Source organism: Larkinella ripae (assembly GCF_054780775.1).
Map to the genome: position 1 here is coordinate 197,025 of NZ_BAAGVR010000017.1, position 21,708 is coordinate 218,732.

The following is a 21,708-nucleotide window of genomic DNA, read 5'->3' on the forward strand; positions in this document are numbered from 1 at the left end:
ACCGGTTTTTATAATTTGCCGTTTTCGAACCGAAAGCGGCTTTTTTGTTTTTATAAGCGTATGAACACACGAACCGAACTGGAATCGCTGGGTGAAATTGGCCTGATCGAGCGCATCAATCAGGGTTTTGGATCACCAACGCGGCCCGAAACCGTGCGCGGCATTGGCGACGACTCGGCTGTTATTGACACCGGCGGGCCGGACTATCTTCTCATTTCGACCGATATGCTGCTCGAGGGGGTGCATTTCGATCTGGCCTACACCCCCCTGAAACACCTCGGTTTTAAGGCCGTTGCGGTTAATGTTTCGGATGTGGCCGCCATGAACGGCACGCCCTTGCAGATCACGGTGAGCGTGGCGCTGAGCAACCGGTTTTCGGTCGAAGCCGTGGAAGAATTGTACGAAGGCATCAAAGCCGCCTGCGAAGCCTACCAGGTTGATTTGATCGGGGGGGACACGACCTCCTCGCGCTCCGGTCTGGTTATTTCGGTGACGGTGACGGGCCGGGTTGATAAAGATAAAATTGCCTACCGAAACACGGCCCAGCCGAACGATGTCGTTTGTGTGACGGGCGATCTGGGGGCGGCTTTCTGCGGTTTGCAACTGCTCGAACGGGAAAAGCAGGTTTACCTGTCGGACCCCAGCATGCAGCCCGAAATCAGCGAAGAAAAGTCGTACGTGCTGGAGCGGCAGCTTCGGCCGTCGGCCCGCACCGATATTGTGTACGAACTCCGCGATCTGGGCATCGTGCCGACGGCCATGATCGACGTTTCGGACGGGCTGGCTTCGGAGCTGATGCATATTTGCACCCAATCCAAAACCGGGGCCGTGATTTTCGACGAAAACATCCCGATTGACGACGTAACGTACCTGGTAGCGACGGAGTTGAGCCTCAGCCCACTGACGGCAGCCCTGAACGGCGGAGAAGACTATGAACTGCTGTTTACCATCCGGCCGCAGGAGTTCGAGAAGCTGAAAAACCACGCCCGCATTACGCCCATCGGGTATTTGACGGACCAACCGGATTCCATTCTGCTGGCCACCAAAGCCGGGCAATACACCCCGCTCAAGGCGCAGGGCTGGAAACATTTTTAAGGGAATCATGAATTAGGAAGGATGAACGATGAATTAGTGTGCGGTAGCCCATTCATCGTTCATCCTTCCTGACCCATCATTCTTTACACAAAGTGTGCGCCGTGGTTTTTGGCGTCGGCGACGAATTCTTTTACTTTTTGCTCTTCTTCCTTCGGACAAATCAGCAGCACCCCGTCGAACTCGGCCACAATGAACCCTTCCAGACCGCTGATGACGACCAGCTTGTTTTTGGGGGTTTTGATGATGTTGTTGCTGGTATTGTACAGAATGTGGGTGCCGTCCGTGACGTTTTCGTTCGCGTCTTTCCCCGACACTTCATACAACGACTTCCAGGTGCCCAAATCCGACCAGCCGAAGTCACTCAGCACCACGTAGACATTCTGGGCTTTCTCCATAATGCCGTTGTCGATGGAAATATTTTTGCAGAGCGAGTAGGCTTTGTTAATGAACGAGGTTTCGGTTTCGGTATAATACGCTTCGTTCCCTTCGGCAAAAATTTCGGCCGTCTCGGGCATGTACGTCTCGATGGCTTTCCGGATCGACTGCGCATTCCAGACGAAAATGCCGGCATTCCAGACAAATTCGCCACTTTCCAGAAACTGTTGGGCCAGCTCCAGGTGCGGTTTTTCGGTGAACGTCTTCACCTTTTTTGCGCCCCGATTGTCCGAATCCGGAATGTATTGAATATAGCCGTAGCCCGTGTCGGGGCGGCTGGGCTGAATCCCGAGCGTCACCAGAATGTCCTGATCGGCCGTAGCCGCCAGGGCGGTGCGGATCGTATCCCGAAATTCGTCTTCTTTCAGAATAATATGATCGGCGGGTGCCACCACCATGTTGGCTTGCGGGTCTTTTTGCGCAATTTTATAGGCTGCGTAGGCAACGCAGGGAGCCGTATTCCGGCGGACGGGTTCGCACAGAATCTGATCGTCGCTGAGGTACGGCAGCTGCTCTTTCACCAGTTTCTGGTATTCGGCACTGGTAACAATATAAATATTTTCCTTCGGGCAAATTCCGTCGAAACGATCGGCGGTTTGTTGCAGCAGCGATTTGCCGGTTCCGAGAACGTCGTGAAATTGTTTGGGATTATTGGTTCGGCTAAACGGCCAAAAACGGGTTCCGACCCCGCCAGCCATAATAATTACATACGTGTGGTTCATAAAGAAGAAATTCTATTACATTTTTTAGTAACCTGTTTCATTCAATTCAGGGTTCCTAAACTACAAGGAATGTGTTAAAAAGTTTGTACGGTCAGTCTTTAACTTACTGAAAACGCATGACAAAAGTGATTTTCAGGTTGACAAAGATACGGGATCAAATTCAAGGGAAAAGAAGCCTCCGCATCGCGGTTCTGTTAAATCACAACGGCATTGACGTTCAACCGGATTCACATTCCGAAAACCGCCCTGTTCCGGGTACGTATACAACCAGCCTTCTGAAAATATTTGTCTGATAATTGGCCAAATTATAAATAATTATTCTCTTTTTGTGCTTGCTAATGTAACAATTTACATATTTATTGTAATTTTTTATATCTTATCAATAACGTGCTAACCACTACTGGACTGTTTAACAGTACTTCACTATGAAAACGAATAGCAAGCAGATTGCGCTGTCCTTGGGATTGTGTCTCCTGATCAACATCTGGGGTTTCGCACAGACCAAATTAACGGGGCAGGTCACCGAAAGCACGGCCCAGAACCCGCTGATTGGTGTGAGCATAACGGTAAAAGGAACCGTTGCCGGAACGATCACCGATTCCAAAGGCCAGTTTGCGCTCACCACGACGGTACCCATTCCGCTGACCCTGGTAGTTTCGTCGGTCGGTTTCCAGACCCGGGAAATCGCGGTTGACAACCAGACGAATTTGAAAATTGAACTTCAGGAGCAGGTTATGCTGGGGCAGGAAATTGTCGTATCGGCGTCGCGGGTGGAAGAAAGCGTGATGAAATCGCCGGTCACTGTGGAGAAAATGGACATCCGGGCCATTCAATCGGCGCCTGCGGCCACGTTCTACGACGCCTTGCTGAATCTCAAAGGGGTTGACATGAGCACGCAGAGTCTGACTTTTCGCTCGGTGAATGTGCGCGGTTTCAGCGCCAACGGGAATACGCGGGTGGTTCAACTGATCGATGGAATGGACAATCAGGCGCCGGGGCTTAATTTTTCGGTGGGCAACATCGCCGGGATTTCCGAACTGGACGTCGAAAGTGTCGAACTGCTGCCCGGTGCGGCTTCGGCTCTCTACGGGCCTAACGCCATCAATGGCCTGCTGTTGATGACGAGCAAAAATCCGTTTCAGTATCAGGGACTGAGCGCGTATGCCAAAACCGGAATCATGTCGGCCAGCAACCGAAGCACGGCCACGACACCCTTTTACGACGCTGGTTTTCGCTACGCCAAAGCCTTCAATAACCGGCTGGCTTTGAAAGTCAGTGCGTCCTATTTAAGCGCCACGGACTGGCAGGCCACGGACCTCCGCGATCAGGGCTTTGCCAACGGTTTTACTATGGCCAACGGAACCCGCCCGAACAATCCGGGGTACGACGGCATTAACGTCTACGGCGATGCCAGCGCCAATTTAAATGCGTTTCAAAGCACCATTGCGCAGCTCCTGCCGCTGCCTCCGGCGCAAATCGCCCTGATTTCGCCGGATCTGGCCCGGATCATCGGGGGCGTCAACCAACTGTCGGCGGCCACCCGTATCCCGGCGACGCAAATTATCAACGAGGTGTTGTTGCCCAACGCAACCGTATCCCGCACGGGATACAACGAAACCGAGCTGGTCAATTACAAAGTTAGTAGCCTGAAACTGAATGGTGCATTGCATTACCGCATCAACGACAATCTGGAGGCCATTTTGCAGGCCAACTGGGGAACCGGAACCACGGCGTATACGGGGCAGGACCGTTATTACATCAAAGGGTTCAGCATTGGCCAGTACAAGGCCGAACTGCGGGGGGCAAACTTTTTCATTCGCGCGTATACAACGCAGGAACGCTCCGGCGATTCGTTCGCCATTGGCTTGCTGGGACAGGGCATCAACGAGGCCTGGAAACCCAGCCTGGATGCGGGTAATCTGGCCGGCTCGTGGTTTCCGCAATACGCCTTTACCTACGCCGGGGGCGCTTTGCAGACCTTTGGCACGGCTTTTCAGCAGGCAGCAGCCACCAACCCGGCTACGGCCTACCAGACCGCCCTCAGCGCCGTGAATGCGATCTCCGGAAACCTGCACACGGCCGCCCGCGCAGCCGCCGATCAGGGGCGGTTTTTGCCGGGAACTCCGCAGTTCGAGCAGGCGGCTGCCACGGTGTCGGGTCGGCCCCTGCCCGGAACTCTGCCGAATCTGGGCGCCAAGTTTCTGGACCGGACGAACCTCTACCACGGCGAGTTGATGTACAACTTCAGCAAACTGATTGACCCGACCACGGTCGAACTGATCGTCGGGGGCAACGTCCGGCAGTATGCCCTGAACTCCGGGGGAACCATCTTTGCCCTCGACGAAAACAATAAAGAGTTCAAAATCAATGAATTTGGCGGATACGCCCAGGCGTCAAAAACCGTGGCCGACATTCTGAAACTAACGGGCTCGGTGCGGTACGACAAGAACAATAACTTTAAAGGACAGTTCAGCCCCCGCCTGTCGGCGGTTCTGACGGTGGCCAGAGCGCATAACATCCGGGCGTCGTTTCAGCGGGGTTTCCGGATTCCGACCACGCAGGCGCAATACATCAACCTCAATACCCCCAGCGCGCGGCTGATCGGCGGTTTGCCGCTGTTCCGGGATAAGTATAATTTTACGGGCAACCCGGTTTACACCCTCGAATCGGTGCGGGCGTTTGGGGCGGCTTTGCAAACCGGAACGGCTCTGCCCCAGGCGGCTCAGGCGCTGCAGCAATACCAGCCCCAGCAGTGGGATCCGGAGCGGGTTGAAACCTACGAAATCGGCTACAAAGGGCTGGTTGGAAATAAATTGTTTATCGATGCGTACTACTACTACAACCGCTTCCTGAATTTTGAGGGGGCTCAGGTGGTGGTGCAGGGCGTACAACCCGCCACGAGCGCCAATCCCGCGTCGTTGCTGCAACTCATCAGCGGCACAACGCGCTCGATTTACAGCTTCTACGTCAACGCGCCGGTGCAGGTCAAAAACCACGGCTGGGCCGTCAGCGCCGATTACCTGCTGCCGGGCAATTTTATTGTTGGGGGCAACATCTCCTTCAACGATCTGGCGAATCGCGGGGACCTGCCGGCCGGTTTTGTGACGTTCTTCAACAGCCCCAAATACCGGTATAACCTGTCGTTTGCCAACCGGAATATCCGGGGCAGCGGTTTTGGTTTCAACGTTATTTTCCGGCATCAGGACGCTTTCCTGTGGGAATCCAGCTTTGCCAATACGGAAGCCACGCTGCGGCAGCAAACGGCCATTCCGGCCTTCAATACGCTGGACGCGCAGGTGAGCAAACGGATTCCGGGCATCAAGTCCATTCTGAAAGTGGGGGGTACGAACGTGCTGGGCAAACTCTATACGCAGGCCTGGGGCAATCCCAGCGTCGGCGGCATGTACTACGTTTCGCTGACGTTCGATGAACTCATGAATCGCTGAGAACGGCGGGCGGTTTTTCGAAACCGCCCGTTTTTACATACTGGCAATCCGCACCAGATCGTCGGATGTGTTAATGATCATGGCATTGTCAGGCAGGTCGATATCCTGGCCCACAACCTGATAGCCCGTTAGCAGCAATTGCGTGTCGGGAAAACTGCTGGCTAATTTGTTCACGTACGGCTGTACTTCGTGGTTGCTGGGCGAGGAGGTGATGGACGTAAACAGGTAATCCGGTTTATGCAGGTCACAGACGTATTCCAGTTCGCGCATGGGCAGGCTCTGGCCCAGGTAAATAACCCGGTTTTGCCGCGCCCGGATCACGTAATTTGCAAACAGCAGCCCGATCTCGTGGAGTTCACCTTCCGGCAGAAACAGGACGTATGTTTTGGACGTGGCGTGTTGCTTGGTCACCTGACCGTCAATGGCAACGATGATTTTCTGGCGAATCAGGTTCGACATAAAATGCTCCTGGGCCGGACCAATGGACCCCGTCACCCAGAGCGTACCGATGCGGCTCAGAAACGGATAGATGATGTGATTCATCGTGTTCTCGAAACCAAACTGCAAAATATTGGTGCTGATGATTTTTTCGAAGCGTTCTTCATCCAGATCCACCATCGAAAGGGTCAGCGCATGAATCTGGTCCGGATAGTTGAGTTTGCGGTCGGAAATAGTAATAACTTCCTGCGACATTTCGCCCAGCGACATTCGGGAAATCTCCGAAATTTTAAAACCGTGGTCTTTCAGCAACGAAATGTTCAGCACTAATTTCAAATCGACATCGTCGTACGTCCGGATATTGGTATCGGTTCGTTTGGGTGAGATGATATTATAGCGTTGTTCCCAGATTCGCAGCGTGTGGGCTTTGATTCCGGAAAGTTGCTCCAAATCTCTGATCGAGTAGTTACTCATGAGAATTGTTAATGACTGGCGTTCCGAATAAAGTTCAGGTAATCAAATCAACGTATACCAACAACCGTTACAATTTAAATAATTAATGGATCGGGAACAAGTTATGGAACGGTAGGGTATAGCACGACTTTTTCCGGCAGGAAAAGTCTAAAATTGTAATAATCAGGTATTAATCCTACACTTTTCAAAGCACTACAACTGTGCGTCTATTCAAAATGTTATGGATTAGTGAAGGAAAGTATCAGATTATTGACGACAAAAAATAAAAACTGGAGCAACAGCAGCAGCAGGGCCAGGCGGTTTTGCTTCCGGAACGGCAAACCGTACCAGATCGCCAGAATAATGAGGGAGACTATCCACCAGCCCAGGTAATTTCGGATCGGAATAGCGGCATCCAGCCAGGTCCAGAAATCCAGCCGGACCGCCACCGGTTCGATCAGAAAATCCAGCAATACCATCAGCGAGGCAGCGACGATGGTTTTCAGGTAAACCGGCATCGAAAACCGGTCGCAGAGCACCCCGCAGCAATACGTTAGCATCAGCCAGTTGACGCCGATAATAACCGGCACCTCCCAGAGCTTCCAGCCCAGCGTTTCGCCGTACCGGTAATTACCAAACACAAAACCGGTATGAACCCCCAGCACTTCGATCAGAAAGCCGAAAATCGCGGCCAGCCCGCAGTAAAACAGAAAAGACGGTTTCCAGTCGGTATGAAACAGCAGCAATAGCAGCAGTGAACCCAGCAGATTGAACGGCACCAGCTTACGGAAAAGCGGGGCCAGTTCCGGAACCTGCAAACCAATAACCCCGGCGATGTAGGCCAGAATCAGGATAATTTGGATGGGGCGGTAAAACCGGTCGGGGATACGATCAAACGTATTGGGTAGCATGGATGGGTTGTATAGAACCAGATCGCAGATAACTCAGTGAAAATAAGCCTGTCCACGACGTGGTTGTTTATCTGTTGGTGTCGACGGATTAAAAATAGACCTAATTCTCCGATAAACCACCACCCTTTCGCGGGAACGGAAGGGTAGCACGCGGGTTCCTCCGTTCAGGACCGGTTTCATAAAATCGGTTAATTTCCAACTTTTCCACACTTTTTTGGCTCCTTCAACGTATAGCAAGCGAAGTGCATCCGATCCGCCTTACCATGAAACATCCGCTACTGTCTCTGGCAATTCTGTTGCTTTTTACCGGCCTGGTCACGGCGCAAACCCCGGCAAACCGCTTTACCATCAGCGGTTATGTGCGGGAAAGCGGCAGCCAGGAAGCCCTGATCGGCGTCAATGTCTACCGGCCCGGCACCACCACCGGCACCACTACCAACACCTACGGCTTTTACTCGCTGACGCTGCCGGCCCAGGATAGCCTCACTCTTGCCTTCTCCTTCGTGGGCTACCAGGCCGTCCAACAAACCGTGTCGTTTCGGCGGAATACCGAGTTGACGGTTCAGCTCACGCCCGGCCGGCTGCTCACGGAAGTAACCGTCACGGGTCGCCAAACCGGTGAAGAAAAAGCAAGCGAAAGCGCCCGGATGAGCACCATCGACATACCGATCAACCAGATCAAGAAAATACCGGCTTTTCTGGGGGAGAAAGACGTGCTGAAAGTGCTCCAGCTCATGCCCGGCGTGCAGAAAGGCTCCGAAGGCAGCACCGGCATCTACGTGCGTGGGGGCGGGCCCGACCAGAACCTGATCATTCTGGACGATGCCGTCGTCTACAACGCCAACCATCTGTTCGGCTTCTTTTCGGTCTTCAACGGCGATGCGCTCAAGAGTGTAGAGCTGATCAAGGGCGGTTTTCCGGCCCGGTTTGGGGGCCGGCTGTCGTCGGTGATCGAGATGAACCTGAAGGAAGGCAACAAGGAGAAGCTCCACGGGGAGGGGGGGGTGGGTCTGATAGCCTCTCGGCTGACGCTGGAGGGGCCGCTGACCAAAAAGAAGTCGGGGTCGGGTTCGTCGTCGTTTCTGGTGTCGGCGCGTCGGACGTACCTGGATGTGGTGGCCCGGCCCATCATCAAGCAGCAGACCGAGGGGCAGACGGTGGCGGGGTATTATTTTTACGACCTGAACGCCAAGGCCAACTACGATTGGGGCCCTGCCAACAAGCTGTATCTGAGCGGTTATTTCGGGCAGGACCGGTTTTACGCCAACGACCGGAAAGATGGCTTGAATATTGGCCTCAACTGGGGAAACGCAACGGCGACGCTGCGCTGGAATCACCTGATTTCGAAAAAAGCCTTTTCCAATACCTCCCTGATTTTCAGCAATTACAAATTTCAGATTGCCTCCGACGAGATGAACTTTCAGGAGGAAGAAGCGTTTTCGCTGCGCTACAGTTCGGGCATCCGGGACTTCTCCATCAAACACGATGTTGATTTTTACCCGTCGCCGGAGCACTCCCTGCGGTTTGGGGTGCAAAGCACGTTTCACCGGTTTACGCCCAGCGCCGTAGTGCTGAAAAACACCGATATCAACCAGTTCAAACAGGAAATCGACGCCATCGACGTGCTCGAATCCGGTTTATACGCCGAAGACAACTGGCGGCCTACCCCTCACTGGCGCATCAACGGCGGGCTTCGGCTGAGTCATTTTGTGCAGAAGCAGACGAATTATTTCCGGCCCGAACCGCGCCTTTCGGCGGCTTACATTCTGAAGCCGTCGCTGTCGGTCAAGGCGTCGTATGCGCTGATGAACCAGTACGTGCATTTGCTGTCGAACACCGGCATCGGTTTGCCGACGGATTTGTGGGTGCCCACCACCGATCAGGTCAAACCGCAACAGTCGCAGCAGGTTGCCGTGGGCATCGCCAAGGATTTCGCCGACAAAGGTGCCACCCGGGACCTGACGCTGACGGTTGAAGGGTATTACAAAACGATGAAGAACATCATCAACTACCGCGAAGGGGCCAGTTTCTTGTTGCTGAACGATCCGACCTCCGCCGAAAAAGTCCGGTGGGAAGACAACGTGACGGCGGGCAAAGGCTGGTCGTACGGCGCGGAGTTTCTGTTGCAGAAAAAGCTCGGACGGTTAACGGGCTGGACCGGCTACACGCTGTCGTGGACGCAGTGGCAGTTTCCGGAGCTGAATTTCGGCCGGAAGTTTTTTCCGCGTTACGACCGGCGGCATGACATTTCGGTGGTCGGGATTTACGAACTGAGTCCGCGCATCACGCTGTCGGGCACCTGGGTCTACGGCACCGGCCAGGCCCTGACAGTGCCCCGAAGTGAATACCAGGCGCCCACCCATCAGCCTATTTACGACCCTTATTACGGCAACTGGGGAGCGCCCTATCTGAATTATGGCCGGCAGGTGGATGACTACGGAACCCAGAAAAACAGCTTTCGGGCCGAGCCCTACCACCGCATGGACCTCAGCGTTCAGGTGCATAAAAAGAAAAAGTACCACGAGCGCACCTGGGAGTTTAGTGTCTACAACCTCTACAACCGGCGAAACCCGTTTTTCTACGGATTGGGCGTCAAAGAGCAGGGGCAGGGGCAACCGACCAAAACCGTGCTGTACCGGTATTCGGTTTTTCCGATTGTGCCGTCGATCAGTTACAACTTCAAGTTCTGAAACCGATGAAAAAATACATAGCGGCTTTGGGTATTTTGTGCGGCCTTACCGCCTGTGAGAGTCTGCGGCAGGAAGTGGACCCCGCGCTGATCAATGCGGAAGCCGAAAAACTGGTGGTGGCCTGTTTTATCTCGCCCCAGGACACGCTGCTGACGGCGGAGGTTGCGTTGTCGAAACCGGTTTTGGGCGAAAATGCCTGGTTTGACAAACGGGTGGATAACGCCACCATTACGCTTTCCGACGGCCAGCGCTCCGTGGTGCTTGGGCGCCGAAACGGGGCGTATGCCGGTCAGTATTATTACGGCGCCGATCCGAAGGCGTTTCCGATCGTCGCCGGGCAGCGGTATACCCTGACGGTGCAAATCCCCGATGGGCGAAACGTCGAAGCGCAGTGTACGGTTCCGCGGGCGGTTGTTCCGAAAGAAGTGCTGATGGACTCCATTGCGACGTTTCGGAACGGGTATTCGGGACGGGAGTATTTTGTCCGGGCCACCTGGACCGACCCCGCTGGCGAAGAAAATTTTTACCGGCTGGCCGGAACCTACCAGTATTTGTTCCTGAAACCGGATTACCCCAACGCGCCGGAGCCGAGCTGGCAGAGCAGCCTGATTGATTTCCGGCGGAACAACGATACCGGCGACCTGACGGACGACCGGCTGCACGATGGCGAGTTGCTAAGTTCGTCGCGCGGTTTTCTGAGTTATTCCGTTCCGCTGGCCGCACTTCAGCACGCCAGCTGCACCGTCGATCTGCTCCAGATTGACGCCAATTATTACCGCTACCACGAAGCTGTCCTGCGCCAGAGCGAAGCCGGGCAAAATCCTTTTGCCGAACCGGTGCTCATTCCGACCAACATCGTAGGGGGGCTGGGCTGCTTCGGCGCGTCGAACCGCTCAACAATAACGTTTACCATGAAATAAGCGGTTTTGTCATTCCGACGCCTTAAAAAATCACGCAATCGATTTTGTCTGATAAATCGTATCTTGAGTACCTTATTCTCCATTCATTATCTGTCGGATGAAACGGCTGGTTGCGGTACTGGGCCTGGTGCTTTCCAGTTTTACGGGCTGGGGGCAGAATCCGTACACCGTAAGCGGATTTGTCTACGAAGAAGGCAGCAGCAGAGCACTCCCCGGCGTCAGTGTGTACACGCCCGACAAAACCGCCGGCACCACCACCGACCCGAACGGTTTTTTCGCCCTGACGCTGACCCGGCCGGACAGTCTGACGCTGGTTTTTTCCTTCGTGGGCTACCAAACCGTTCGACGAAGCTTTTCCGCTCAAAATCGCCCGCCGATTCGGGTTTATCTCTCCGCCGGACAAATGCTGGAAGAGTTGACCGTTCGACCGGGCGGGGACGAAAAAACCGTAAGCCGCACCCTGGCCATGAGTCAGATTCAACTCTCGGCCGCTCAGCTCGATAAAATACCGGCTTTTCTGGGGGAGAAAGACGTTCTGAAGGCGCTGCAACTGCTGCCGGGGGTGCAGAAAGGCTCCGAAGGCAGTACCGGTATTTACGTGCGCGGGGGCGGGCCCGACCAGAATCTGATGTTGCTCGACGGGGCCGTGATCTACAATTCCGGGCATTTGCTGGGCTTTTTCTCCGCGTTTAACGGCAGCACTGTCCGGCAGGTTGAATTGACCAAAGGCGGTTTTCCGGCGCGGTTTGGCGGTCGGCTGTCGTCGGTGATTGCCGTAACGACCAAAGAAGGCAATGCCGAAACGTTTTCCGGCGACGCCAGTCTGGGGCTGGTGTCGTCGCGGCTGCTGCTGGAAGGGCCGCTCGGTAAAAAGCAGTCCAGGCGCCCGGTTTCTTTTCTGGTGGCGGGTCGCCGGACGTACATCGATCTGGTCAGCCGCCCGTTTACGCGCGCCAGTCGGCCGGATGCGGTCCAGACCCAAACGTATTTTTACGACCTGAACGCCCGGCTGACGTATACGCCAGGACCGGCCGACAAACTGGTGGTGAGCGGTTTTCGGAGCCGGGATGCCTTTCAGAACCGCCAGCGTACCGGCCACAGTCCGTTGCAGGGAACGCTGAACTGGCAGAACACGGCCGGTACGCTGCACTGGCACCACCGCCTTTCCGATCGGGGGTTTGCCAATCTGTCGCTGCTCTACAGCCAGTATACCTTACAGGTTGCCAACGAAAGCGTCAGTGTGCGCGACACAAGCCTTTTGCGTTACGCCCTGCGGTATCATTCCGGCATCCGGGATCTGGGGCTCAGCTACGCGCTGGACATGGAGCAGGGGCATCACCAGTGGCGGGTTGGTTTGCAAAGCACCCACCACCGCTTCACGCCCGGCGCGCTGGTCACCACAGGTGCCGTCGATCCAAACCCCACGGCCCGGTTTTTTATTGATGCGCTGGAAACCGGTCTGTATGCCGAAGATACCTGGCAACCCGCCACCCGCTGGCGGCTGAATGCCGGTTTTCGGCTCAGTCATTTCCTGTTGCTGCAATCCGGCCACCTGCCGTTTGGTGGAAAACCGGCGGGGCCGCCCGAATACGTCGTGCCGCGCAACGGGCGGCCCATTCAGTACGTGCGGCCCGAACCCCGGCTGTCGGCGGCCTATCAACTGGCCCCGGACTTTTCGCTGAAGCTGTCGTACGCGCTGATGAATCAGTACGTGCACCTGTTGTCGAACAACGGCCTGGGACTGCCCGCCGATTTGTGGATTCCGACGACCAACCGGATTCGGCCGCAACAGGCTCAGCAACTGGCCGTTGGACTGGCCAGAGAATTCAGGCACGATAAACCGGCCCGAAACCTGGCCGTAACGCTGGAAGGGTATTACAAAACCCTCACAAACACCCTCAGCTACGCCGAAGGAACCAGCTTTCTGAGCGCCGAACCCGCCAAGCCGGTGGAGGCTCAGTTGTGGGAGAAAAACATCACGTTCGGTCGGGGCTGGTCGTACGGGGCCGAACTGCTGGTGCAGAAGAAAACCGGGCGGCTGTCCGGCTGGCTGGGTTACACACTCGCCTGGACCTGGTGGCAATTTCCGAAACTGAACGGCGGACAGCGGTTTTATCCGCGCTACGACCGGCGGCACGATGCGTCGGTGGTGGGGGTGTATGAGCTCAAACCGGGCATGACGGTTTCCTGGACCTGGGTCTACGGAACGGGGCAGGCGCTGACGCTGCCGGTGGCCCGGTTTTCCGGCTACGAAAACCGCCCAACGTCCGCCGTGGGTTCCGGTAACGTTCACGAGCAATTGTTCGGTCGGGCACCCAACAGCACGGAATACGGCGGCCGAAACCGTTTTCGGGCGGAAGCTTACCACCGGCTGGACATTGGCTGGCAGTTTCGCAGACAACGGAAACGCACCGCCCGCACCTGGGAAGTGGGCCTTTACAACGTGTACAACCGCCGTAACCCGTTTTACTACGCACTCGAAGGCAAGGAACAGGGCGTTGGCAAGCATTCCAAAAGTGTGCTGTACAAGTATTCGCTGTTTCCCGCGGTTCCGTCGGTTGGGTATAAAATTTCATTCTAAACCACTGGTATGAAAACAGGCAGGTGGATTTTGGGGGTTCTGGGTGGTCTGATGGCCTGTCAGAACCTGCGGCAGGAAGTAGAGCCGCAGCAGGTGGCCGATCAACCGGTCAAGCTGATCGTCGCCTGTTTTATTTCGCCCCAGGACACGGTTCTGGCCGCTAAAGTAGCCCGGTCGCGCCCGGTTCTGGACGATGAAACCGTGATTAATCTGGAGATCACCAACGCGACGGTCTCGCTGCAAACCGGCTCAGGCCGGGTGGTGTTGCGGTATCACAACCGGCTGCGGTATTACCGGGCTTCGCCGGACGAGTTTCCGATCCGGGCGGGTGAAACGTATCAGTTAACCGTTCAAACGCCGGACGGGCAGCGGGTAGAGGCCCGCACGACGGTTCCGGCGGCTGTCGAATTGCAGCGGGTCGAACTGGATTCGGCGGTTGTGCTGGAAAATGAAGGTCGGCGGAAGCGGTTTTTTACCCGGTTTTTCTGGACCGATCCGCCCACCGAAAGCGATTATTACCAGGCCGAAGGGATTTTCCGGTACCGCTGCCCCACCTGTACGACCGAAACAAGCGTTCGGAAAGCGGTGCAATTCGTCAGTGCTGAGGGTGCGCGGGCATTTTACACGGATCAGCAGCAGAACGGGGTCGCCATGCTTTCGGGGCCGGGCTACATCGGGCCGCCCCTGGCAACCGATCAATTCTTTTTTTCGGCGGCTTTCAAAAAACCGTTTGTGCTGACAGCTTCCCTGCTGCACCTGAACAGCGACTTTTACCGGTATCACCGGGCACTGGAACAGCAGCGCCAGACCGACAGCAATCCGTTTGCCGAACCCGTACCGATCCCGACCAATATTTCGGGCGGTCTGGGGTGTTTTGGAGCCTACAGCCGGTCGATACTGGAGGTGAAGGAATAAAGGGAGGACGGGAAAAAGGCGGCAAAAGAAAAGGGAGGAAAGCGTCGCCTGACATCCTTCCTCCCTTTTCTCCTATATTCTTTTTCTTCTATTTAAGCACTCTGCTCGTTGCTGTTCATCACTTCCGTTTGCTTCCGGATGGATTCCATGTGGATAATCTTGAAGATTTCTTCCACCAGTTCCGGATACAGGCCCATTTTCTGGCCCTGCTTCGCGCGGGTTTCGTGTACTTCTTTCCAGCGGTCGGGCTGGAAGATCGTTACGTTGTTTTCGCGTTTGTATTCCGCCAGTTTTTCCACCAGCGACATCCGGGCGGCCAGCATTTCAACCAGTTGCCGGTCTACGTTGTCAATTTTAGTCCGGATCTGCTCCATCGCACCCTGGAATTCGATGTTTTGCGAATCCACTTTCCGGATGTGCAGGTGTTCCAGCATTTCGCCAAAGGCCGCCGGCGTCAATTGCTGAGCCGCGTCGCTCCAGGCGTTGTCCGGATCGATGTGTGATTCCACGATCAAACCGTCGTAGTTCAGATCCATCTGCATCTGCGCCAGTTCCTGCAAATAAGCCCGCTTGCCGGCCATGTGACTCGGGTCGCCGATGATGGGCAGATTCGGGAAGGTCGATTTCAGTTCGATGGCCATTTGCCACAGCGGAACGTTCCGGTATTTGGAAGCCTCGCCGGTTGAAAAGCCGCGGTGGATAGCACCCAGTTTGGTGATACCAGCCCCCGCAATCCGCTCAAACGCACCAATCCAGAGGGCCAGATCGGGGTTAACCGGGTTTTTAACCAAAACCGGCACATCGACACCGCGCAGGGCGTCGGCGATTTCCTGCACATTGAACGGGTTCACCGTCGTGCGGGCGCCTACCCACAGAATATCGACGCCATATTTGAGGGCCAGCTCAATGTGTTCGGGGGTGGCTACTTCCACGGCAAACGGCAGACCGGTTTCGGCTTTGGCGCGCTGAATCCACGGCAGAGCCGCTTTTCCCATGCCTTCAAAGCTGCCGGGGCGCGTCCGGGGTTTCCATACACCGGCGCGAATGACATGAACCGCTCCTAACTGGCTCAACTGGCGGGCGGTTTCCACTAATTGCTCTTCGGTTTCGGCGCTGCACGGGCCCGAAATAATGAGCGGTTTTCCGTTCGTCTCCACCCAGCTGTTCAGGGGCAGGACTTCTAAACTTGGCTTCATACTGGTACTCTATTCTTGTGATTACTGCGATTACTCGATCCGGAACTTTAATTAAATTTTTTTAGTATATTCGCTGTAGATACACCTGATTTTAAGTTAACTTTGCATCCCTTTTGCGCTGACAACAAAACGAGGTTAAAACAAGTTTACGAAGCAGTGTTAGGATTACCGGAAACAAGTTTTAACTTTCGGATCACAAGTTGGTGCATCAGACAGTAATTATGTCAAACCGAAGTCCATCTTCTATGCCAACGATCGTTCAACGGGCCACAACAACCAAGTCCGTCTCGTTTGAAGACACGTCGATTGCCTTCTCTTCCCAGTCCAACGGGAAACTTCTCAGAACGTACTGGTTATTTGCGTTGATGAATCGGGGTTGGCTGGTAAATTTAGGCACTTTTTTTATCAAACTGGCATTCAAGCTCCAACTTCCTGTAAAAAAACTCATTAAGAGCACGATTTTCGAGCAGTTCTGCGGGGGCGAAACCATTCGTGATTGCGAGAAAACCATCCAGAAACTGCACAGCGGCCACGTTGGAACAATTTTGGATTATTCCGTTGAGGGGGAAGACAGCGAAGGGAGTTTTGATGAAACCGTTCTCGAAATTTTACGAACCATCGAGCGGGCCAGCGAATCGTCCGACATTCCATTTTCCGTTTTCAAAATTACCGGAATTGCCTCCACCGACCTGCTGGAAAAAGCCCAGTCCGGGGAGCCGTTGACTGCCGAAGAACAGGAAGCCTTCGAGCGCGTTCGCCAGCGGGTGGACACGCTTTGCCGGCGCGCCAGCGAACGCAGTGTCCGGATTTTTATTGATGCGGAAGAAAGCTGGATTCAGGACACGATCGATAAACTCGCGTACGAGATGATGGATCGCTACAACCACCAGCAGTGCATTGTCTATAATACTTACCAGTTGTACCGGTCCGACAGCTTTGATAATCTGAAGAAAAGCATTGCCACGGCCCGCGCCCACGGGTATTTGCTGGGCGCCAAGCTGGTCCGGGGCGCCTACATCGAAAAAGAGCGCATCCGGGCGCACGAGGGCGAATACCTCGATCCCATTCACCATACCAAGGCCGAAACCGACCGCGATTTCAACGAATCCATCGAATTCTGTCTGATTAACCGGGACACGGTTTCGATTTGCCTGGGAACGCACAACGAATACAGCTGCCAGTATTGCATCAACCGGATGCAGGAACTCCGCATTGCGCCGGGCGATGCGCACATCTGGTTTGCGCAGCTGCTGGGTATGAGCGACAACATTTCCTACAATCTGGCGTATGCGGGCTATAACGTGGCCAAATACGTGCCGTACGGGCCCGTTGAAGCCGTGATGCCGTATCTGTTCCGCCGGGCCGCCGAAAACAAGTCGATTGCCGGGCAGAGCAGCCGGGAATATTTGCTGGTGAAGAAAGAACTACAGCGTCGGAAAAGCTGTCAAACTAAGTAGATCGACCGATTCTGGGGGCTTTCCCTCCAAAAACCGTCACCCGGCTGGCCACCGACCACGTCTGACCAACCGGGTGATTTACGTTATAAGTTATGGTAAAGAAAAGTCCGCTGAAGTTCTTCTTGTTGAGTATGCTGTTGATTGCGCTGGATCAGGCGGTAAAGCTGCTGGTGCATTTCAATATGGAACCCGGTTTTGCCGGGCAGATCCGCGTGGTGGGCGACTGGCTTAAACTGCATTACGTGCTGAACCCGGGCATGGCGTTCGGGATGCAACTGGGCCACGAATACGGCAAACTGCTGCTCAGCCTGTTTCGACTGGTGGCGATGGCCGGCATTGGCTGGTACCTGGTTCATCTGGCGCACCGGGGTGCTCCCAACGGCCTGCTGTGGGCAATGGCGATGATTCTGGCCGGCGCCGTCGGCAACGTCATCGACAGCACGTTCTACGGCGTTTTTCTGGACAATGCACCTTACGGATCAGCCACGCCCTGGTTTCACGGCCAGGTGATTGATATGATTTTTGTGGATGTCTGGGAAGGCTTCCTGCCCGACTGGGTGCCGCTCTGGGGGGGGCAGTATTATTCAACGCCCATTTTTAACATCGCCGATTCCTGTATCTTCGTCGGCGTCTGCATCATCCTGTTTTTTCAGCGCCGGTTTTTCCGTGAGCAGAGCGACGAAGACGGTTTTTTGCCCGACGATCCCTCGCCCGACACGGCTTCGGTGTTGCCCGCCAGCGAATTTGATGACAGCACGCCCACGGATTCAGCGGATAAAGATCCCGACCCGGTTTCGACCGATGAAGACCCGCAGGTCACCCAACCGCGCCCCCGGACGTCGTCGGACGACTAACAACGGGGGAGGTGGCCCGCCAGCACAAAAGCCTTTCGGAATCGACGGAAATCGACCCGAAAGGCTTTTTCAGTGAAAAGGTAATCAGGGCATCATTTTCTTGATAAACGGACCCGCGATGGCCGTTACCTGCTCTTTGGTCAGCGGTTCATCAAACGATTCCCGGACGATTTTTTCGGCCGGCATCTGGCTACCTCCCTGCATTTCGAGCAGTTTTTTATACGTGAGCGAAATCAGATCGACGCTGTCGTGGTGGTGAATGTTGTTTTCGCCCATGTAAACCGCGGCCGGAACGCCCCCGGTTTCCTGTTCCGACGCCCACACCCGCAACTTCCGGACCAGGTGAATTTCGGCCGCGTGACGGGCTTCCGTCGAGTGAATTTTCAGCGCAGCCAGCAGAATATCGCGGTTGCTGGCCAGTTTGGGAGCCTGTCCTTTGTAAGCCCGTACGCCCGTATCTTCAAAAGCCTGCGACAAGGTCAGAAAAACGTCCATGTTGCTGAAGGGGTCCGGAAACGTACCGCCCGCCGTGAAATCGAATTCGGGTTCGCCGATGGGCTGGCCGCCCAGGGAGCCGATGGCGGTTTTTAGGAAAGCAACGTGCTCTTTTTCGTGTTTACCGATCTCCTCGAAAAGCCCTTTTTTAGTGCCAAAAGGCAGGCTGGACATCACGCCTTTTTCGTAAAACTTGGCTTCGAGGTATTCCAGCAGCAGCGCAAAATTCAGCACCTCAACAATCTCGCCGTTGTCGGCGTACGCCTTGTTGATCACCGACGCCACAAAGAGGGGCGTCGCGGCTGCGGCTACGGATGTGGTTTTGAGCATTTTCCGGCGGCTAAAGGCAAGACGAACTTCGGCCTCGGAATCGATTTTTTCAATGTCGGAGAGAATAGTGAATAAGTTCATACAGTTGAGTTGGTTTACATAATGGGGGCTGGCAAATTTTTTCCACTGATTTTCTGCTTGATAAACGGCTGGGCTTTCATCAGCACTTCTTCGGGGAAATAAGCCACATCCAGCCCGTTCGCATCAATCATTTCGTGGCCAATCGCAAACTTGGAGTCCGGCTGGATCATGTGCCGCGCCAGCGTGGCATGCCGGGCTTCGACCGACACAATTTTGCCGGCCAGTTTGATCAGCTCCAGGTCCCGGACAAACTTACTCGAACCATTATAAGCCCCCGTACCGACGGTTTCAAACTTCTGAGCCGCATCAAAAACCGCATTCCGGTTGTTAAAATCAATCATACTGAAATTGAACTCCAGCTCCGGAATGGCGTAGGGGCCGAGCAGCGCCTTGAAAAGCTCGCGGTGCACCAGCTCGTGGTCCCGCAACTCGCGAATCACCTTGCGGTCCATTTCGTCCCAGCCCGCCGATTTTTCGTAAGCCATGGAATAATAGGCTACTTCCAGTTGCTCCAACGCGTAGGCCATGTTGGAAATGGCAATATCGCCTTCGCCCAGATCGACGGAACCGTCGGGGAGGATGGTGGCCCCGATCCGCGCGCCGGAACGGGTCAAACCGTCTTTGGGCGCTACCAAATCTTCTTTCGCACATGAGCTCAAAACGGCCAGCGCGGAAGCCGAAGCCAGCCCGAGATGGCGCAGAAACATACGCCGTTCGACCGATGGAATAGCGGGAACCGTGGCTCCTTTGGTTTTCTGGGTTAAACTGTCAAGTTTTTCCATTAGGACATCGTTTTAATAAGCATGTTAAAGCCTTGATATGAAGACCGACTGAAAAACCGGGGTGCCGTTCGACTGGTTGTTGAAAAGAGATTGTTCGTAAAAAAAGTGAGAAAATGGCCCGAATGATTGCAGCAACCGGGGGTTCGGCCGGCACAAAAAACCGGTCATACAATCGGTTTCAGCGGTTTTGCCAACCCAATGCGGTTTCTCCGGGTTATTTCTAAAACCGCGTTGATGCAGGCGGTTTTGAGCGAAAATCTCATGTTTACATAAACTGATTGTGATGGAGTTACGACACAAGGAAGAAAACCGGAACAAACACCTGTGGTGGCAGGAGGGCGTCATTTATCAAATTTATCCGCGATCGTATCAGGACAGCAACGGCGACGGCATCGGCGATCTGCCGGGAATCCTGCAACGGCTCGATCACCTCCAGTGGCTGGGCGTGACGGCGGTCTGGCTTTCCCCCATTTATCCCTCGCCCATGGCCGATTATGGCTACGACATTTCGGATTATCAGGGCATCCATCCCCTGTTTGGTTCGGTAGACGATTTCGACACGCTCTTGCAGGAGGTGCACAAGCGGGGCATGAAGCTGATTCTGGATCTGGTGCCCAACCACACCTCCGATCAGCACCCCTGGTTTCTGGAATCCCGGTCGTCGCGCGACAATCCGAAACGCGACTGGTACCTCTGGCAGGATGCGCTTCCCGATGGCGTGCCCCCCAACAACTGGCTCAGCGTTTTTGGCGGCACGGGCTGGGAATGGGACGACACGACCGGTCAATTTTACTACCACGCTTTCCTGAAAGAGCAACCGGACCTGAACTGGCGCAACCCGGACGTTCGCAAGGCCATGTTCGACGTGATGCGGTTTTGGCTGAACAAAGGCGTTGACGGTTTTCGGGTGGATGTGATGTGGCACATGATCAAGGACAACCAGCTTCGCGATAATCCCGTTAATCCCGACTACCAGCCGCACATGGCGACCTACGAACAGCTTTCGCCGGTTTATTCGACCGATCAGGCCGAAGTGCACGAACTGGTGCTGGAGATGCGCAGCGTGCTGGACGAATACGACGAACGGCTGATGATTGGCGAGATCTATTTGCCGATTCACCAGTTGGTGGCCTACTACGGCATTGACGGCAAAGGGGCGCATCTGCCCTTTAATTTCCAGTTGCTGCTGCTGCCCTGGGAGGCTCGTCCGATTGCGGCCGCCATCGACCAGTACGAAGGCGTTCTGCCCGCCGGAGGCTGGCCCAACTGGGTGCTTGGCAACCACGACCAGCCCCGCATTACCAGCCGGGTCGGGCGGGAACAGGCGCGTGTGGCCGCCATGCTGCTGCTGACCCTGCGCGGTACCCCCACGATCTATTACGGCGACGAAATCGGGATGCGCGACGTGCCGATTCCGTTTGAGGAAGTGCAGGATCCGCAGGGACTGAACATGCCGGACAAAAACCTGAGCCGCGACCCGGCCCGGACGCCCATGCAGTGGGAAAACGGTCCGAATGCCGGTTTTACGACCGGGAAACCCTGGCTTCGGCTGGCGGGCAGTTTCCACCGCGAAAACGTGCAGGCGCAGAAAGACGATCCGTATTCGATGCTTTCCTTCCATAAACGCCTGATCGCCCTGCGGCAACAGGAACCCTCGCTGATGGTGGGTGATTACCAGCCGGTTCATGCCGATACGCAACTGATTGCCTTCATCCGCCAGGCGGCCGGTTTTTCCCGTTTTCTCATTATTCTGAACTTAAGCCACCGACCCGCGTATTTTAAAGGGAAAGACGCAACCCTGCGGGGCGTTGTCGAAATGGCTACTTATCCGGAACTGGAGGGAAGCCGCGTCGGCGAAACCATCAACCTGGGGGGTGACGAAGGAATTATTGTACGATTGGATTAAT

15 protein-coding genes are annotated in these 21,708 nt (G+C 55.0%); 9 read left to right on the forward strand and 6 right to left on the reverse strand.

Going from position 1 to position 21,708, the window contains the following annotated elements; genetic code table 11:
• The first annotated feature begins 60 nt into the window (after positions 1-60).
• Positions 61-1,095 carry a thiamine-phosphate kinase gene (gene thiL / locus ACYVHX_RS10105; RefSeq protein WP_460671502.1) on the forward strand — a complete coding sequence of 345 codons (1,035 nt, stop codon included), beginning with the start codon at positions 61-63 and terminating at the stop codon, positions 1,093-1,095.
• Positions 1,096-1,178: 83 nt separating this feature from the next.
• Here thiL and ACYVHX_RS10110 read toward each other — a convergent pair whose 3' ends face one another.
• Positions 1,179-2,252 carry a mannose-1-phosphate guanylyltransferase gene (locus tag ACYVHX_RS10110; protein WP_460671503.1) on the reverse strand — a complete coding sequence of 358 codons (1,074 nt, stop codon included), beginning with the start codon at positions 2,250-2,252 and terminating at the stop codon, positions 1,179-1,181.
• Between the two features lie 425 nt (positions 2,253-2,677).
• On the opposite strand from ACYVHX_RS10110, the gene ACYVHX_RS10115 reads away from it, so the two are divergent.
• On the forward strand, positions 2,678-5,698 hold the full coding sequence (locus ACYVHX_RS10115; RefSeq protein WP_460671504.1) for a TonB-dependent receptor: 3,021 nt from the start codon (positions 2,678-2,680) through the stop codon (positions 5,696-5,698).
• Positions 5,699-5,731: 33 nt separating this feature from the next.
• Here ACYVHX_RS10115 and ACYVHX_RS10120 read toward each other — a convergent pair whose 3' ends face one another.
• Together ACYVHX_RS10120 and ACYVHX_RS10125 are read right to left on the reverse strand one after the other, a co-directional pair.
• Positions 5,732-6,610, reverse strand: coding sequence for a MerR family transcriptional regulator (locus ACYVHX_RS10120; protein ID WP_460671505.1), 879 nt, complete (start codon positions 6,608-6,610; stop codon positions 5,732-5,734).
• 218 nt (positions 6,611-6,828) lie between these two features.
• On the reverse strand, positions 6,829-7,500 hold the full coding sequence (locus ACYVHX_RS10125) for a carotenoid biosynthesis protein (RefSeq protein WP_460671506.1): 672 nt from the start codon (positions 7,498-7,500) through the stop codon (positions 6,829-6,831).
• A 263-nt stretch (positions 7,501-7,763) separates the two neighbouring features.
• Between ACYVHX_RS10125 and ACYVHX_RS10130 the strand changes: the two genes are divergently transcribed.
• The 4 genes from ACYVHX_RS10130 to ACYVHX_RS10145 all read left to right on the forward strand — a co-directional run bounded on the left by ACYVHX_RS10130 (position 7,764) and on the right by ACYVHX_RS10145 (position 14,606).
• Positions 7,764-10,190: a TonB-dependent receptor gene (locus tag ACYVHX_RS10130; RefSeq protein ID WP_460671507.1), complete on the forward strand. Its 2,427-nt coding sequence runs from the start codon at positions 7,764-7,766 to the stop codon at positions 10,188-10,190.
• Positions 10,191-10,195: 5 nt separating this feature from the next.
• Entirely contained in the window at positions 10,196-11,110 is a 915-nt protein-coding gene (locus ACYVHX_RS10135; protein WP_460671508.1) for a DUF4249 domain-containing protein, read from the forward strand.
• A 97-nt stretch (positions 11,111-11,207) separates the two neighbouring features.
• Entirely contained in the window at positions 11,208-13,691 is a 2,484-nt protein-coding gene (locus tag ACYVHX_RS10140; protein ID WP_460671509.1) for a TonB-dependent receptor, read from the forward strand.
• Between the two features lie 9 nt (positions 13,692-13,700).
• On the forward strand, positions 13,701-14,606 hold the full coding sequence (locus tag ACYVHX_RS10145) for a DUF4249 domain-containing protein (protein WP_460671510.1): 906 nt from the start codon (positions 13,701-13,703) through the stop codon (positions 14,604-14,606).
• 92 nt (positions 14,607-14,698) lie between these two features.
• On the opposite strand, the gene ACYVHX_RS10150 is transcribed toward ACYVHX_RS10145, so the two are convergent.
• Positions 14,699-15,802, reverse strand: a complete 1,104-nt coding sequence (locus ACYVHX_RS10150; RefSeq protein ID WP_460671511.1) for a chorismate mutase — start codon at positions 15,800-15,802, stop codon at positions 14,699-14,701.
• Between the two features lie 245 nt (positions 15,803-16,047).
• On the opposite strand from ACYVHX_RS10150, the gene ACYVHX_RS10155 reads away from it, so the two are divergent.
• Positions 16,048-17,259 carry a proline dehydrogenase family protein gene (locus ACYVHX_RS10155; RefSeq protein ID WP_460671512.1) on the forward strand — a complete coding sequence of 404 codons (1,212 nt, stop codon included), beginning with the start codon at positions 16,048-16,050 and terminating at the stop codon, positions 17,257-17,259.
• A 92-nt stretch (positions 17,260-17,351) separates the two neighbouring features.
• Positions 17,352-18,113 (forward strand): lipoprotein signal peptidase, encoded by a 762-nt coding sequence (locus ACYVHX_RS10160; protein ID WP_460671513.1) that lies wholly within the window; start codon positions 17,352-17,354, stop codon positions 18,111-18,113.
• Positions 18,114-18,197: 84 nt separating this feature from the next.
• Here ACYVHX_RS10160 and ACYVHX_RS10165 read toward each other — a convergent pair whose 3' ends face one another.
• Entirely contained in the window at positions 18,198-19,019 is an 822-nt protein-coding gene (locus ACYVHX_RS10165) for a ferritin-like domain-containing protein (protein ID WP_460671514.1), read from the reverse strand.
• 14 nt (positions 19,020-19,033) lie between these two features.
• The gene (locus tag ACYVHX_RS10170) at positions 19,034-19,801 is read right to left on the reverse strand and encodes a ferritin-like domain-containing protein (RefSeq protein WP_460671515.1); all 768 of its coding nucleotides are present in this window, start codon (positions 19,799-19,801) and stop codon (positions 19,034-19,036) included.
• A gap of 283 nt (positions 19,802-20,084) precedes the next feature.
• Here ACYVHX_RS10170 and ACYVHX_RS10175 point away from each other — a divergent pair, with 283 nt between their 5' ends.
• Entirely contained in the window at positions 20,085-21,707 is a 1,623-nt protein-coding gene (locus ACYVHX_RS10175) for an alpha-amylase family glycosyl hydrolase (protein WP_460671516.1), read from the forward strand.
• Position 21,708 lies beyond the last annotated feature (1 nt).

What these genes read in the sequence shown, in the direction of transcription:
- thiL (WP_460671502.1), top strand. Translation starts at nt 61, where the DNA reads ATGAACACACGAACCGAACTGGAATCGCTGGGTGAAATTGGCCTGATC.
- ACYVHX_RS10110 (WP_460671503.1), bottom strand. Translation starts at nt 2,252, where the DNA reads ATGAACCACACGTATGTAATTATTATGGCTGGCGGGGTCGGAACCCGT.
- ACYVHX_RS10115 (WP_460671504.1), top strand. Translation starts at nt 2,678, where the DNA reads ATGAAAACGAATAGCAAGCAGATTGCGCTGTCCTTGGGATTGTGTCTC.
- ACYVHX_RS10120 (WP_460671505.1), bottom strand. Translation starts at nt 6,610, where the DNA reads ATGAGTAACTACTCGATCAGAGATTTGGAGCAACTTTCCGGAATCAAA.
- ACYVHX_RS10125 (WP_460671506.1), bottom strand. Translation starts at nt 7,500, where the DNA reads ATGCTACCCAATACGTTTGATCGTATCCCCGACCGGTTTTACCGCCCC.
- ACYVHX_RS10130 (WP_460671507.1), top strand. Translation starts at nt 7,764, where the DNA reads ATGAAACATCCGCTACTGTCTCTGGCAATTCTGTTGCTTTTTACCGGC.
- ACYVHX_RS10135 (WP_460671508.1), top strand. Translation starts at nt 10,196, where the DNA reads ATGAAAAAATACATAGCGGCTTTGGGTATTTTGTGCGGCCTTACCGCC.
- ACYVHX_RS10140 (WP_460671509.1), top strand. Translation starts at nt 11,208, where the DNA reads ATGAAACGGCTGGTTGCGGTACTGGGCCTGGTGCTTTCCAGTTTTACG.
- ACYVHX_RS10145 (WP_460671510.1), top strand. Translation starts at nt 13,701, where the DNA reads ATGAAAACAGGCAGGTGGATTTTGGGGGTTCTGGGTGGTCTGATGGCC.
- ACYVHX_RS10150 (WP_460671511.1), bottom strand. Translation starts at nt 15,802, where the DNA reads ATGAAGCCAAGTTTAGAAGTCCTGCCCCTGAACAGCTGGGTGGAGACG.
- ACYVHX_RS10155 (WP_460671512.1), top strand. Translation starts at nt 16,048, where the DNA reads ATGCCAACGATCGTTCAACGGGCCACAACAACCAAGTCCGTCTCGTTT.
- ACYVHX_RS10160 (WP_460671513.1), top strand. Translation starts at nt 17,352, where the DNA reads ATGGTAAAGAAAAGTCCGCTGAAGTTCTTCTTGTTGAGTATGCTGTTG.
- ACYVHX_RS10165 (WP_460671514.1), bottom strand. Translation starts at nt 19,019, where the DNA reads ATGAACTTATTCACTATTCTCTCCGACATTGAAAAAATCGATTCCGAG.
- ACYVHX_RS10170 (WP_460671515.1), bottom strand. Translation starts at nt 19,801, where the DNA reads ATGGAAAAACTTGACAGTTTAACCCAGAAAACCAAAGGAGCCACGGTT.
- ACYVHX_RS10175 (WP_460671516.1), top strand. Translation starts at nt 20,085, where the DNA reads ATGGAGTTACGACACAAGGAAGAAAACCGGAACAAACACCTGTGGTGG.